Source organism: Ruegeria sp. BF12, from assembly GCF_056538705.1.
In genome coordinates this window covers 14,519-30,611 of record NZ_JBQFTP010000007.1, presented here as the reverse complement: position 1 = coordinate 30,611, position 16,093 = coordinate 14,519, and the positions used below count along the sequence as shown (strand labels likewise).

The following is a 16,093-nucleotide window of genomic DNA, read 5'->3' as shown; positions in this document are numbered from 1 at the left end:
TACTGGAGTGCCGAATATTCACATCGCGTGGTTCAACACCAATAAAACTGGCGGCGACCAATCTCTGAAGATGGTGAGACGCAAGGAATGAGACTCGGTCAGCCTCGCATCGGTAGCGCGAAGCTTTTTCCAGAATGTTCGCTGGAAACGATGTGTCCGAAAAGACTCCTCGAATACCTCCAAGCGGCAAATAGGATACGTATATGAGTCTTTTTTCAGCCACTGCTACGACACTAGTCTTTCATCCGCGCCACCCAAATCCGTTACGTTCTTTGCGTCGAGATGGCGGCGTATCGTCTTTGCAACTTCTCCGATTGTGGGTTCGCTCACCATTGTTGCATGCGAACAATCAAACTCAATCACTTCAATCGAGCCGGATACATAGTCCTGCCAACCAAGCTGCTTACCACCTCGCGTGAAAAAGAGGCCCGCCTCCATGGCACGCATTATGACAATATCACCGGGATAGCCAGTCACCTCGTATTTGCGCTGAACATTGGCAAAGTGTCGGCTAATTTTAAACTCTATAGCATCCAAGGGAAGATCATCTCCACGCATCGCATGATCCACCGTTCTAAGCAGCATATCGGCCTGAGCCCGCATGGTGTCTTTTTGCTTTTTTAACGCCCTGAGCAAAGCGATCGGATACCTTGGATTTTTTAGTGCATTTTTAAAGTGTTGAATTGGAGTAGCACTCCTACTAACCGCCGCAGGGCAAATGGTATCGAGCATTATCACCAATTCTGCCCTGTCATTCACTTTGCGAAGCATTTGGGCAATCTCATAGGCAATAACACCACCACCAGAATAGCCGGTTAGATGGTAGGGCCCATGTGGCTGGATCGTCCGGATTGCATCGAGATAACAAGCCGCCATCTCTTCGATTGTCTGGTGCGGCTCCACATTCCTGCCGTCTGCACCGAGCGCTTCGAGAGCATAGAACGGTTGATCGCCGCCGAGATGCCGAGATAAAGCGTTGAAGTACAACACATTTCCACCCGCACCATGGATGCCGAACAATGGCTGCCGGCCAGTTTCGCCTGCGCAAATGCGTACAAGCGGCGACCATGCGCGCTTGGCCTCCGGCGCTTGAACCGACGCTATTGCTACAGGTTCCGTCACGTCTTGTTTCACCGAGTCCGCGGCTTGCTCTTCTGGAATATCTGCTTCTTCTTTCACCAAGAGCGCAAGCTTGCTGATTGTCGGTGCCTCAAATAGAGAAGACAACGGAAGTGAAACGCCATATGCCTTTCGAATTTGTGCGAACAAGCGAACCGCCGCAAGAGAGTGACCGCCGAGATCAAAGAAGTCATCGTCAACACCAATACGCTCCACTCCAAGTAGATTGCTCCAGATTTCTGCAATCGTTCCTTCAACTTTGTCTGCGTAATCGCCGGAAGGACCTTCTGAACGATTGGGCTCTCTCTGCTGGGTCGGCGCAAGAGAGACAGACAAAGCATGCCGCAACTGCGGTAACTCAATCGAACTCACGGTGAGGCGGCTCAATTTACTGTTAAAGACGCGACCAAAAACCTCGTCCGCGTCTTCCGCCCGGATACCCTTTGTCACCATTTCTTCGATCAGTGACGACCCTTCTTCCTCAATATTAGCGTTGATCGTCGACAAAGAGACTCGTCGCAAGGCAAACTGCTCAAGCACCGCCAGCAACCGGCCCTGAGCGTCGGTCACGGCAACATTAAATACTGCAAAACGCCCAACTTCAGCATCGACCAAACGGGCAATCGCTTTGAGGCTTCCCGAGATCGGTGCGTAAAGCTTCACGCTCTTCACGGAAATCGGCACGTAGAGACCATCATTCCCATATCCATCCTCAATCGATTGCAACCCGATTGTTGCGGCGATATCCAGTAGAGAAGGATGTGTCTCAAAAGTATTGAAATCTGCATCAAACCGAGACGGCAACTCGATGAGTCCAAGTGTGATTTCTTCCGGCGCTGTGCCGACGAACTTGATTGAACGCCATCTTTCCCCAAACTCCAGAACTTCCGGATCGGGGTGCCGAATACCAATCTGTTCGCAGTCTTCAGCGCGAACCCCGAGCAACGTGTCCGCCCAAGTAGGGATTTCGTGCTCTGACGGCGAATGCACTTCAGCAACTGCATGCCTTGTAGTCGTATCTCCGAAAACAGACTTGCTCGCAATCTCCAGTTCGTAGCCGAGTGCAGATGGCTTCAGAGAAGTCAAAACCAGCCGCGGCACATCACCCGCAAATCGCATAGGTGCCTCAAAGGAGAGATTTTGGATCTCAAGCGTGCTTTGGTCAAGCTCAACACGAGCCGCCGCAGCTGCAATCTCGACATAGCCCGTGCCAGGAAACACTGGAACGCCGCCGAGCCGGTGCTCGTTTAGTACCCAAAGATCATGAGGTCGATAGAGCGCAGAGTAACAAACACTCGATTCTTGCGAACTTCTGATGCCGAGAAATGGATGATCCTCAACGCAGCCATCGGGCAACACCGCACCATATGTTTTTTGTGCAAGACCAACGCCGGACCAAACGCCCCAATCGATGCAGAGACCGTCTTTTCGAGCTAAGGCGTGTGCGCAAATTACCGCATTTGCCGAGGCATAGTCAGCCTGTCCCGGTGGACCGATCAGTAGGCTCGTAGAAGAAAACACTGCGAAGAAGTCCACAGAACCATCCGGGATCAATTTGTCGAGAACTCGAGTCCCTGTCCACTTCGGGGCTAGGACCTTCTTCACTGAATCTGCAGTTTTAGAAGCAAGCGGCCCATCATCTATAGTGCCAGCTGCGTGTATGATCCCGTTTATCGGTCCGAACTTTTCTACGATTTTTTCGAGTGCCTTAACTACTTCTGCTTCTGAAGTTACATCCGCTTTTACAATGCACAGCTCTGCTCCTCTGGACTCCAAGTCAATAAGCGCCTGGAGAACTTCTGTCATTTGGGAAAATGGTGCAGCACTGATCTCACTCGACCACTTTTCTCGAGGAGGCAATTCTGACCGTCCAATCAGAGCTAGTTTCGCTTGCGCTGTCTCGAACAAATAATTTGCCAGCTTCAACCCAATGCCACCAAGCCCGCCTGTGATACAATAGACTCCGTTTTCTCGCAATCGATCCGGTAATCCGTCCGCGATCTGGGTTTCGGTTGGAACAAGTCGCTGCGTTAACCTTTTGGCTGCCTCATAAACTACAAGTTCATGCTGTGCCGGCTCCAGAATGGTTTCAAGAATTGCGCTCGCGGCATCCCCGACGTCGACGAGATCTATCTGTTGTGCAAATAGGCCCGGACACTCCCTGGGCAGTACTCTGCTAAGCCCCAAATACGCGGATTGGGTAGGACGCGCACGCAACTGATCAGGATTCGAAGGAGAAAGGCCCGTCGTGAAAGCAATTCGATGTTCGCCTCCCGCGCCGCTCAGCTGAAGGGACCGACAAAAACCAATTGCTCCCATGAAGGAGTCAGTCTGCTCCAATTCAACCAAGGGCCACATGTAAACGATCTTCGTAGGGACGCCTCCAGTTTGCTCTAATGCATCCACGAGCGCCTCGAAAGACTCCCAGTCTCCGGGCGCAACCCAATAGCCCCGATCCCCCGCTTTAAACTCGTCACCGCGATAAACAGAAGTAACTACTCCGCCACCAATCCCGATCCGCTCCACAAGTTCTCGATGTAAATCGCAATCATCACCGAAGATCAGCCAACGACCAGTACAATCTTCCGTCCCGATTGATGACGGGATCTTGATCATTTCGTGCGTCGAGAACCAATTTGAAATGTTCTCAATCCGTGAGAGGGATACCTCGCTTTGCTCCGAGTCGGCGACGGGTAAATACCCTCCGCTTCCTGGCTCAATCCAGTGATATTCCTTCTCAAACGCATAAGTCGGCAGAGCAACTTTCTTGTGATCTCTTTCTTCTCGGAGCACCGCCCAGTCAATGTCAGCTCCGCAACACCAAAGAGATGCTGCTGTCGTCATTGCGAAAGCAAGATCGGAATCTACTTCGTTAGGCGCGCGAGTAGAAGAAAGCACACTGATGGGCTCGTGATCGGATTGTGCCAGCTGTGCGAGTGCTCCAAGGCTCTGCCCCGGACCAACCTCAAGGAGAATCTGATTCGGCTTTTCCAAAACCTTCGAGATGCCGTCACCGTAACGAACCGTGTTCCTTAAATGACGCACCCAATAATCGACAGTAGTCATGTCGTTGCCAGATGCCCAATCCCCGTTCAAGTTGCTGATACATGGGACTGATAGATCGGAAAACCTAATCGATTCCAGTTTACGGCGAAAGCCCTCCAACTGTGAGTCCAGCATACGCGAGTGCGCCGCCACATTTATCCTTAACTTATTTAGCGGAATGTCCCGCTCTGAAAGCTTATGCGCCAGTTCCTCTACTGCAGCCTCGGAGCCCGAAACAACGCATGCCGACTCTCCATTCACGGCAGCGATATCGAGATTTTCACCAATAAGGTCTCTTACTTCCCGTTCTGGCAAACCGATAGAAACCATTCTGCCTTCTGGAACGACTTCGAAAAGTTGGGCGCGGATAAAGATGATTGCCAAGGCGTCCTTCAGCGTGAGCGCACCGGCGATACATGCCGCTACATACTCGCCTGCGCTGTGACCAATCATTGCTGTCGGCTTGATGCCCCAGGACATCCATAGCCGGGCGTAAGCATATTCAAGCGCGAACAGTGTGGGCAATGCATAGGTGGGGCGTGCCAATATCGGGCCAATGCGCTCTAGGTCAGATTGCTTTGCAAACATTGCTTCTTTCAGATCAGCAGGTGCTTCCCCTGGGAGTGAAGCGATGCAGTCATCAATTGCGCTTCGGAATACTGGTAGTGATTCATAGAGCTCGCGCCCGACCCCAGGAAACTGCGCCCCGCCACCCGGAAACATAAACACGACACCCGGCTTGTTCGAATTTGCTTTGCCCTTCGTAAAGCGCTTGCTAGCGGTTCGATCACGCAGAACGTCTTTCAGTTCACTTAGGTCAGTTGCGATAGCGGCGCGGCGGTGGTCGAATTGGCGCCGACCGGTTTGCAACGTAAACGCAGCGTCATCTGCTATGACACCCTTATTCTCGTTCGAAAGCCATAGACTCCACTTGTTCAGTAATGCATCAGCGGATTTCTCGGTCCGCGCCGAGAACGGGAAAATTTTAAACCCTTCGCTACTAGGTTTTTGGGTCCGCTTCGGTGCCTCCTCAAGAATGGCATGCGCGTTCGTCCCCCCTACTCCGAGGGAATTTACCCCAGCGCGCCGGGGTGCGGATGCTCTTGGCCAAGTTTGCAGGGTATCCTGTACGTAAAATGGGCTTTCTGAGAAGTTGAACCGGCTGTTTGGTTTCTCAAAATTCAATGTTGGTGGCAAAGCCTCATTCTCAAGTGACAGAACCACTTTAATTAGGCTCGCAACCCCCGCCGCAGTGTCAAGATGCCCGATGTTCGTCTTTACTGACCCGATACCGCAGCTTTCAGACGGAAGATTTGTGCCATAGGCCTCTCTGAGAGCGGTGAGCTCTATGGGATCACCGACCGCTGTTCCTGTACCGTGAGCTTCAATGTATGACACCGTATCAGGAGATATGCCTCCGACCGCAAGAGCCTCAGCGACAGCACCAGCCTGTCCGTCTACGCTGGGCGCAAGGTAACCTGCCTTCTGCGATCCATCATTATTTATTGCACTACTTACTATGATTGCGCGCACATTGTCGCCATCTGCCAATGCGTCTTCTAGTCTGCGCAGCGCTACTAATCCACCGCCGCTGCCGAATACGGTTCCTGTGCCCGCATCGTCAAACGCTCGGCACAACCCATCGGGCGAAAGGATTTCACCCTCGGCATAATGGTATCCTCGGCGGTGCGGCAACTCAATCGTCACGCCTCCAGCAAGGGCCATGTCGCATTCGCCGCTCAGCAGGCTCTGACACGCCTCGTGGATCGCGACCAGAGACGTTGAGCATGCAGTTTGTATATTGATACTTGGCCCCTGCAGATCCAAAAGATAAGAAGCTCGCGTCGTCAGGAAATCCTTGTCGTTTCCGGTGTGCCGGAGAAGAAACAGGCCCACATCGTTTACAAGTTCCGGGTTCGATAGAAGGTTATAGGGCATATACGCCTGCATGCCCGAACCGGCGTACACACCAATAGCACCGTCGAAATTCTCCGGTATATGCGCGGCGTCTTCGAGCACCTCCCAACACAGCTCTAGGAAGTGCCGATGTTGAGGATCAAGAATATCGGCCTCACGAGGGCTAAAGCCGAAGAATCCCGCATCAAACATTTCCATGTCTGACAAAAGGTTAGCCGCCCGGACGTAGTTTGGATCCCTTAATTCCTCGGGTGACACGCCCTCTGCGAGGAGTTCATCATCGGTAAGCCAACGGGTGCCGAGGCGGCCGGCTTTTAGCATTTGCCAGTACTCGTCTGGGTTTCGGGCACCAGGCAAACGCGCCGCCATGCCCACTATTGCGATGGCGTCGCCATTGTCACCTTCATACGACTGAACCATTCGATTGCCCCCTACACAACACTAAAATCACTGACTCACTATGCTCTCGAGCGTCCACGGGTCATCCGGCTGCGCCTGATTGATGCACGGTCCACACCACGCATAGCGCCTTTGGTCTCTTGAGTTTCTCCATCCTGAAGGTGCTCCGCCAAAGCGCGAATTGTAGTGAAACGGAACATATCCGTAATTGGGACCTCACGCTTCAGCTCTTGCTTTATGCAGCGCTGGACCTGCACCACGAGCAAAGAGTGCCCCCCGAGGTCAAAGAAGTTATCCGTCATTCCAACCGACTGAATCCCCAGCATTTCGCACCAGATCGACGCGATCGAAGCTTCCAGATCGTTTGCGGATGCTACCTCTTCACTTTGTCTGGCGACGGAAGCCAATGGAGGCAAGGCATTCCTATCAATCTTGCCATTTGGTGTTTGCGGCAGCTTCGACAAACTCACAATGGACGTTGGAAGCATCACTTCCGGCAAGCGCTCGCTAATTTCCTCAAGAAGTGCTGCAGTGTCCACCACAGTCTGACCGTCAACTGGAACGACATACCCAACAAGCTGCGAACCTGAAGGCTCGGCCCAAAGCCGCACGACAGCATCTCTCACCGACGAATGAGAGCTTAGCGCAGCTTCGATCTCCCCTAGTTCGATCCGATGGCCCCGAATCTTTACTTGGTGATCAATGCGTCCAAGAAACTCTATAGCCCCTGTGCTATGTCTGCGTGCTAAGTCTCCGGTTCGGTAGAGGCGCTTTCCTTGATGATCTGCCAATCTGTCTGAGATAAAGCGTTCTGAAGTCAGATCAGGTCGCTTCCAATAGCCATTCGTTACACCTGACCCGCCAATGACAATCTCACCCGGCACAAGGCTTGGACACTCCGCGCCGTGTTCATTGACGACTTTTATTGAAGTGTTTGCCACAGGTGTACCAAGAGGAACAAAGTCGCCAATTTTGTCTAAGGTTTGAGTTGCGGACCATATCGTGGTTTCAGTCGGTCCGTACATATTTAGAAACTCTCCCGAAAGGTTCGATCGTAGCTCGGTTGCGAGCGACAATGGCAAAGCTTCTCCCCCTACCATCATTACGTCTAACTCACTTAGAGCCGCCCTCCCAATGCTGTCGGCTACTAACATCGAAGCCATCGACGGAGTGCATTGTAAATGAGTGACTTTTTTGCTCAGAATATCATTCGCAACCGACGCCTTCGCGTCGACCGGGACTTCCGCGCGGACCAAATCCATCACTTTCTTTATATAGGGGAGATGATCGAGGACTAAGCTCTTTTCAATCCCGAAGTCGATCAGGCAAGCAATTTCGTCAACGCCGATCTGCGCCGACTTCCGAACTATGTCGACGCAGTTTTCTGGTGCACCAAAGAGCCCGCTGGTCTTGTAGTATCTTTGGAATGCATGCTCCAGCAAAGCTTGGGTCTCATCTTCTGTGAGTTCCTCCTCTTCGAACAGTTGCGCCGGTGTCCGACCAGTTTCCTGGCCGCGTTGTACAAACGTCGGGAACGACCACGAAGCCTTTTTTACAAGGTCCATTGCGCCGCGCAGATAGTTCATCATTGGCTCACGAACCACATCCTGTACGGAGTCGTGATCATCCCCGACGAAAGTGTGGAGCATGAGAGTCACTTTGCCTTGCCCAGCGTGCCCGGCTTCAACCCAAGCCTTTCGATAGACTGCAACCTTCTCAGCCACCTCTTCGAAGGTTTGACCCAATAAATGGGTCAGTACATTGCAGCCGTTTTTCCCCGCAACCTCGAACGTTTCCGGATTTCCGGCTGCTGTGATCCAGATTGGAATGTCATCTTTGACAGGTCTTGGCAGCGTCGAAACTTCGACTGGAGTCCCTGCATGACCAGGAAATGCCACTTTCTCTCCGCGCCAAAGATCGCGCAACTGGCCAATCCCATCGATCATATGCTGCTTGCGCTCTTCAAATGCCTCAGGGCGAATTACGAAGTCATTCGGCTGCCAACCAGAAGCAAGCGCGATGCCTGCACGGCCATCGCTCAAATTGTCTACTAAAGCCCAATCCTCGGCAGCCCTAATTGGGTGATGTAGCGGAAACACGCAGCTTCCGGCTCGGACATGTATGTGATTTGTGATTGCAGCAACCGCGGCACCTGCTACTGCCGGATTGGGAAACAATCCTCCAAATGAATGAAAATGCCGCTCTGGCGTCCACACCGCCTCAAAGCCATTCTCGTCAGCGAACTTAGCTCCTTCCAGCAAAAGCCTATACGCCTCACGGCCCCTCGACGCCGCGTCGGAGGAAAAGTAAAATAGGCTGAAACCTGGGCCATTGCTGTGGGCGATTGCGTCTTGTGATTGAAAAATCACTGTGAGGCCACGAGACAGGGTCCAGCAGAGTTCCAGGACGGAGATATCAAAGGATGGACTGGTAACGGCCAACAGGCGTCCACCAGACTCACTTGGCACACGGGCATCCATTGCCGCAAAAAAGTTAAGGACATTGCGATGAGTGACCATCACGCCCTTAGGCTTCCCCGTGGATCCCGAAGTATAGATCAGATACGCAAGATCGCCAGAACTTCGCTCAAGCGCCTTGATGCCGCCTATGCTCGGTGTGTCCGCGACCATGACCGTATCGGCACCGCAATGTTGGATTCGTTCAGCGCTACTTGGATCTGTTACAACCAATTCCGCCCCGGAATCCTCCAACATAAACAGCAGACGATCTCTCGGGTAGCTCGGGTCTAGAGGTAGGTAGGCAGCGCCACACTTAAGGATACCCAGTAACGCGACAATAAGGTCCGGAGTACGCGCCATACAAAGCCCAACGATACTGCGCGCTCCAACCCCCTTTTGGAGAAGCAACCTAGAAAAACTCTCCGCACGTTCCTCTAGGTCAGAATAGGATAGGACGACGTCGTTCCACTCGACGGCCGGGTGATCGGGCAACTCACGGGCCATCGCGGATATGACTTCATCAATGCCGCAGGCGTCACTAAAATCTTGGTTCGTTAGATTTAGTCGATCAAAAACCTCCTTTTCATTGTCAGGGACTAAGGGCAATTGCTGAATCTGGCTGCCTGGTGCGTCCACAAACTTCTCGAGGAAGAACGAAAGATGTTTCGCCATGACTTCGGCAACCGTCCGATCGTGAACCCTCGGATCAACGACAAGAGATAGCTCTTGGCTATTTTCGTCGACGTGTAACGTGATAGATCTTGGCTTGGGACGACCGTTGCCAACGTAAACGCCCACATTCAATGCACCGACCGCCCGGTCACGCTCGCCCTCGTCAGCGAGGCAAGCAATTGCATCACATAGTATTGGGGCCCTTGCCACAATTTTTTCGGACGCTCGTCTAACCTCGGAAACCAAGCCTGAAATCTTGGCGCTCTGATCAATCTCCAAATTGAGTAACACGTCTTCGCGGACTAATCCTTGCGCCATGCGTTCTTTCTGAAGGAATTGCGAACCTTCTAAAGCAATGGAAACGTGTAGCTTGTTAGAGAGCATCGCCAGCCAAGATGAGAAGCCGGCAATTAATGTCGGTACATCAGTCTCAATAGCCCCCAATGGCAATTGATTGCTGGCTTCGTGCGTACTCGAACCATCTCCTAAAGTCCGCGGATAAACTACATCAACTGGGCTCGAAGCCCTAAAGTCCTCAATCCATGATGCATGTGCATTTGCCAAGTCCGGCAGCTGACCATCGATCTGTTCCCGGAGATCGCGACCAATGAGGGGGAGCTTTTGGCCCCTTTGCAATGTGGTGCTCAGATTGACAGGCTTTCCGTCGCAACTAAGGATCCCGGACAACGTTATGACCCCGTGTCCAGTTGCGACGGTAATGCTATCTGGCTCAATAGTCAGTACGCGCCCAGCATCCGCAGTATTGTCGTCCGACGCCGCCGAACTTGCCCTGGACACAACAACGGGTCCCTCCTCCAACCAGATTTTAGCACGGCCGAGCGGGTGATCATAGGCGCCGTAGTCGAGCGCACGTACGAGACGTTCTATGTCAAATGAAGGTTGAGAAAAATCAATGAACCCGTACTGGCTGGGTCGAAGAGACTTCTTGTAGATCGTGGGTGCCTTCGCTTGTTGAGAGAGTTCAAGACTACTCGCAGATATTTCATCGATGATCGACTGGAATGCCTCTGTTGCAGCCGCGTAACACTTTGTGTTCAGACTGTAGGCCGTTTCCTTTGGTGAAACTTCAAACTCCAGGGACTTAACGATGCGGCCCGCATCAACATCAGCGACCATTTCGTGCCACGTCACGCCGTATCGCTTTTCCCCGTTCAGTAGCGCCCAAGAAGGTGTATTCAATCCACCATATTGGGGAAGCGGGCCATCATGGAAATTGATCGCCATAGATTTTGCTGCCCCGATCGCTTGATCAGGCAAAATCTCCAAATTCGCAACGCTAAATAGGAAATCAAACTCCAAACCAGAAAGGTCTAGATCCTTCGCCGGCCCGAGCAACGAGATGCCCCTGTTGATCGCCCAGCTTAGGTTCTCCTCAGACGAAGACGAAACACCTGCAATAGAATGGCCTGAAGACAAGAAAAGTTCGGCACATGTCACCAATAGACTTCCGTCACCAACAAAAATCGCTGACGCAGCGCTAGGTGTATCTAACTTTGCGACCGTCTCAAGCATAATGAACCCTCACTCAATAACACTAGCAATACCACTTCCAATAACACTTCCCTCGCCCCAGCGCAGAGACATAAAGGAAAGGTTAGCTTATCATCCGAGATCGCGCCACTCCTAACGTATCTGGTTACAAGTCCGCTAACGTATCTGGTTACAAGCCCAAGACAATCCGTACCTATTGGAAAAACTGTTCCCAACCCGGAATTCCCAAGTGATCTGAGGTTTCGGCTCGGGTTTTTGCAACATTCAGTCTAATCTTCAGTGAGTTGGATTGTGTGAGGGCGGTTCCTGATGTCTAACGGCCCGGCTGCAAGGGGGAAGGACAAGAGCTGTGTCGGGTGCATTGGATCGGCATCGCGCCGTCGAAGGGCACGCGAATGCCGCTTCGGATCAAACAGCAATTGTCAGAAGGCGCTGAAGACGACAGCATGACGCCACACAATTACCGGTCCATACGAGAAAGTTTTCGGAGATTGCCTTTCAATGCTCACCAAAGATACGTATGTTACCCTCAGTAAGTTAGTGGTTCTACGTTCGAAAGGGCTGAGATTAAAGTGAAGACAAGGGCGACCACAGCCTTAAGGCGCTTCCGAACGTATTCACGAAGAACTGTCGCTACAGTATCTGGCCGACCCGCAAGTTGTTGCTTTTACATGCATATTCCGAAGTGCGGGGGGACGTCAATTTCGGAGGCGCTAAGCGCGACCGTGCCTCTCGGTCGAAAAATTGGAGTGGTGGATGCAAACGCAACACGTCGAGCATCCGCAATTCTTATCGATGGACAGGACAGAAATGACTTGCAATTCGATGACTTCGAGAACAGCAAAAACGTGTATGAGTTGCGGCGTAAGCTCGTGGTTACATACATGTGCCATGGTGTACAGCTGGTATTTGGCCATGTATTGTTCGACGAGTTGTATCGTCGCCATTTTGGGAGTTCGTACAGATTTGTTACGCTTCTCCGCGACCCGGTAACGCGGACGATTTCGAACTTCCTCCACACATCTAGGGATGGGTTCATCCCGAGAGACTTTGACAACTACCTTGAAGGACCTGTCGCGAGGGCCCACGGCCTAACGTTCCTAAGGTTCTTTTCCGGTACGCCGGTGATACCCTCTGGTGCCGAAAAGAAAGCTTTGGATCAAGCGAAGGAAAACATGAAAGCATTCTCAATTATTGGGTTCCTGGACGACTTGGAAAAGTTCAAGCGAGAGTATCGTCGCGTTTTCGGATCCAACTTGGGAATCTATAGCTATAACGAAAGAGGGCGCGACGATTTTAGGCCATCAAGCGCCCAAATGGAAAAGCTAATGACGATTATGGAGCCAGAGTTAGAACTTTGGGAGTATGCGAATGAAATGTTTCGTTGACGAGTTCATTTCCAATACAGGTCTCAGCATCCTTGCAGACCGTACTATACACGCCTCGAACAATTTGCGTGTACTTCAATCTCTTCTTTCCATAGCACTCTTTTTAGTACTTTTGATTGCTCCCAACGAGAAAGTACATGCACAAACCGAAAAGGCGCCACTATTGGACGCGACCATACTGGTCGGAGACCAGATCGAGTTTTCTTTGGTTGGCTTCCCCAGTGTTCGGGAGATGTCTAAAGTTGAAATAAACGGAAGAATTTTGTTTCCTTTTGTTGGAAGCCTCCAAGCGTCGGGCAAGACGATCGAGGAACTGAAATCCGAAATTCAGCTTTCACTGGCCGGGACGACCACCTCTATTATGCAGCCAAACGGAGAAATCCGACAAATTTCTCTTGCCGGTGTGGAAGTCTATCTGAGGGTGGCTCAAAGGGCGCCGGTTTTCGTTGGAGGATCGGTGACAACACCGGGAGCAGTACAATTCCACACCGGCATGACAGTGCGCCATGCCATAGCACTCGCTGGTGGGATCCGAAGTGTTCTGGATGAGGAAATGTCACAAGCTCAGATCATTCAGTTGGCATCTGACCTCAAGTCTGCCAAAACGCGCCGCTCGATACTTTTGGTTGAACATTGGGCAACGCTGGCGCTTGCCGAGAACGACCCGAATATGGCACCGATCCAACGTCCATTGGACCTCTCTGAGGAGAAATTCAATCAACTCGTTCTAGCCCATCGAGATCGAATTAAGAGAATAATTGCGACTCTTGAAGATGAAGTATCATTCAACCAAGCGTCCTCGGATGCGCTCGCAGATAGAGTACACCTGATGGAAGACCAACTGGAGCTCGCCTCTGCGCATGCATCGAAACTTGAACAAACCTATGAAGAGCTCAATAGCCTTTCAGAGCGCGGACTGTTGACCGCAGATCGTTTGAGCAGATTACAAACTCAACTTTCTGATGCACAAACGCTCATGCTATCCGCACAGGGGACATTGATTAGCGCAAACGTATCGATACTTCGTGCTGATCGCGACACGCGAACGCAAAGGGCCGAGATTGCAATCGCTGCGATTAACGAGCGGGCGGAAATAGTTGCGTCTCTTTTGGAAGTCGAAGAACGAATTTCGAATCTAACTAGAACCCTGGCGCTTGCCGAACCTGAATCCTCCCAGGATCTGGAGCTGATCACATCGATCTGGAGAAACGGAGAACTCCTCGGTTCCACAGAGTCCCAGCCAGATAGTCAACTCTTGCCAGGGGATTATGTAAGCGTCAATCTATACGTTGAAGACAGTTATTGATTGTTAAGTAGGGGCACAGCGATGAACTCGGAGAGCAAAAGCTTCCGGAAGGATTATCAAGTCGAGGGCCATCGCAATGAGGGCGCAGCCAGACACGCGCGTAACTTCGATTTATCTGATTTTGCACGTCACGCAATCGAGATCCTACGGCAAAGAATTGCATATGTAATTCTCCCCGTTTTTCTTCTACTGATTCCTGGGCTTTACTACCACTTCACCACACCCCAGAAGTATGTCAGCCAGTCCTTGATTTCTATTGACCCTCGAAACCTGGACGGAATCAACTCGCCGACGCTCCCAAACGTCTTCTTTGCCGAGCGACTTGTGGTGGATTCCGAAATTAACAAGATCTATTCGGAGATCGTTCTCAGGGATGTTGCTAGCCAGGAACCCTATCTCACTTTGGCCAAGCAACTCCTAGAAGAGGCGGGAGATTCAATAGACGAGCAAAGCATCCTAGCAGCAGCTATTGAGCAGTTACGGGAAGGACTGTCTGTTGAACGCGAGGGTGAGACATTCATTATCTCTATTCGGTATGAATCGTTAGATCCGATCTTGTCTGCTAATGTTGTGAATGATGTCGCCGAAGCATACATATCCAGCTTTGAGAGGGCTCGCGTCGATCAAGCCGCGCACGCAGCCGCTTGGGTAGAATCTGAACTCTCCCAGCTTACGTTGGAGATGCGTGAAGCGGAAAATAGAATCTCCGAGCTGAGACTGAATATTTCTTTGCCCGACGAGGGCTCAGTCACGCAGATTGAGCGAGAGATAGAGGAAAACAACAGTCGAATTGCGGAAAAGCGTCGAGAGATAGCGGATTACTCCATTGCGATTGACGTGATTGATCTGGCCTCTGAAAAGATCACTAATCAAGAGCACCTAGACTACTTGTACATTGCCTCAGAACTGGAGTCTTCTGAGTTGCAATCCTTGGCCAACTTAATTGGTGATCTTCGTTCACGAAGGGCGTCATCGTCAGACAGTAACGCGGGTTTGCTGGAAGCGGAGGAGGATCTACATAGAAGATACCGATCCGAGTTGAACTGGTTGAGAAGATCAAATCTCAGCTCGATTGAAAGTGACTTGATGATCCTGAAATCATTGGAGGACTATGGCACCAAGTTGGCCGTAGGCTTGGCAAACTCGAGCAAGGTCGGAAACGAGTTGTTGCGTCAGGAGAGAGCACTTGATGCGTTACGCAGCGAAGAAGCTGTGTTGCTTGATCGCCAGCAGGATAGTCTTAGATCGTCTCGATACGTCGTAGGTCCGGCAAGAATTATTGAACATGGACAACCGCCAAGCAAGTCCTCGAATCCAAGCCTTGCGGTGGTGGCTGTAGGAACCGTCATTGGAGGGCTAATCATTGGCATGGCATTGGTGTTTGCCTTGGAGCAGGTCTACGACGGAATGCGCCGGTCAGACGATGTAACGCGATCGCTGGGAGTTCCATATCTGGGCACCATTCCGCGAATTTCTCATAGAGAATTGCGCAGTCTTGATCTCCAGAATTTGCATCTCGAGAGGAAGGTTTCGCGTTCTGAACGCATGAATCTCGCTCTACTTAGCTACGCAATAAATGCACCTCGCACTCGTTTCGCCGAGTCCATTCGTCGCGTAGTTTATGAAATCGAACGCGGACCAAGCGGTAATTGCGCAATTGCGGTGGTTTCCCCTCTTCAGAATGAAGGTAAGTCAGTACTCGCTTCCAATATTGCGTTCTACATGGCGTCGATGGGAAAATCCGTCCTTCTTGTGGATGGCGATCGACATCAGAGATCCCTGTCCAACGCGTTCGCGCCCATTCTAAGCTTGCATCCAGGGAACTCTGAGGATTCCGCATTCCAAGGGAATGATATCTATCGAATAAATGACGGACTGTCATTCCTTCGAACTCGTGCTCCAGATGAAAGATCGACCAGTGATTATCTAGGCTTGTCCGAACTTATCGGGAAACCGAACACAGGCGGAATCGGATATGATGTGGTCATTGTTGACACACCTGCTCTCGCACACGTCGGGGACGCACTTGAGTACTCATCATTTATTACCGGAGCGGTTGCAGCATTTACTTGGGGTCGCACTTCAGCTGGAGTAGCCAATCGGGTGCTGTCAGGCGTACCGGTCATCCGCGAAATGCTCATCGGTGCATGCCTAACGATTGCACCGGATAAACGCGCTCTTCGTTTTGAACGCCTTCCAACCTACAACTACACTTAGAGCGCTATATCAAAGATATTGACCTAGCTCTCTGAAATCAGGTTATTGAGGTGATAGTA

At 51.5% G+C, this 16,093-nt stretch carries 5 protein-coding genes; 3 read left to right on the top strand and 2 right to left on the bottom strand.

Annotated elements, in window-relative coordinates; translation table 11 throughout:
• Nucleotides 1-225 precede the first annotated feature (225 nt).
• Together ACR0J0_RS12550 and ACR0J0_RS12545 are read right to left on the bottom strand one after the other, a co-directional pair.
• Nucleotides 226-6,501, bottom strand: coding sequence for a type I polyketide synthase (locus ACR0J0_RS12550; RefSeq protein ID WP_480664428.1), 6,276 nt, complete (start codon nucleotides 6,499-6,501; stop codon nucleotides 226-228).
• Nucleotides 6,502-6,539: 38 nt separating this feature from the next.
• Nucleotides 6,540-11,144 (bottom strand): MupA/Atu3671 family FMN-dependent luciferase-like monooxygenase, encoded by a 4,605-nt coding sequence (locus ACR0J0_RS12545; protein ID WP_480664426.1) that lies wholly within the window; start codon nucleotides 11,142-11,144, stop codon nucleotides 6,540-6,542.
• A gap of 794 nt (nucleotides 11,145-11,938) precedes the next feature.
• Here ACR0J0_RS12545 and ACR0J0_RS12540 point away from each other — a divergent pair.
• From ACR0J0_RS12540 to ACR0J0_RS12530, 3 genes are read left to right on the top strand one after another with little or no spacing between them, the layout of a single operon-like run.
• Nucleotides 11,939-12,511 carry a hypothetical protein gene (locus ACR0J0_RS12540; protein WP_480664425.1) on the top strand — a complete coding sequence of 191 codons (573 nt, stop codon included), beginning with the start codon at nucleotides 11,939-11,941 and terminating at the stop codon, nucleotides 12,509-12,511.
• A complete protein-coding gene (locus ACR0J0_RS12535; RefSeq protein ID WP_480664423.1) occupies nucleotides 12,495-13,817 on the top strand; it encodes a polysaccharide biosynthesis/export family protein in 1,323 nt (440 codons plus the stop codon). Before ACR0J0_RS12540 ends, ACR0J0_RS12535 begins: the two co-directional genes overlap by 17 nt.
• A gap of 21 nt (nucleotides 13,818-13,838) precedes the next feature.
• Nucleotides 13,839-16,034 carry a GumC family protein gene (locus ACR0J0_RS12530; RefSeq protein WP_480664421.1) on the top strand — a complete coding sequence of 732 codons (2,196 nt, stop codon included), beginning with the start codon at nucleotides 13,839-13,841 and terminating at the stop codon, nucleotides 16,032-16,034.
• Nucleotides 16,035-16,093 lie beyond the last annotated feature (59 nt).

Excerpts from the sequence above, each read along its gene's own strand:
- ACR0J0_RS12545 (WP_480664426.1), bottom strand. The coding sequence starts at position 11,144 with ATGCTTGAGACGGTCGCAAAGTTAGATACACCTAGCGCTGCGTCAGCG.
- ACR0J0_RS12530 (WP_480664421.1), top strand. The coding sequence starts at position 13,839 with ATGAACTCGGAGAGCAAAAGCTTCCGGAAGGATTATCAAGTCGAGGGC.
- ACR0J0_RS12535 (WP_480664423.1), top strand. The coding sequence starts at position 12,495 with ATGAAATGTTTCGTTGACGAGTTCATTTCCAATACAGGTCTCAGCATC.
- ACR0J0_RS12550 (WP_480664428.1), bottom strand. The coding sequence starts at position 6,501 with ATGGTTCAGTCGTATGAAGGTGACAATGGCGACGCCATCGCAATAGTG.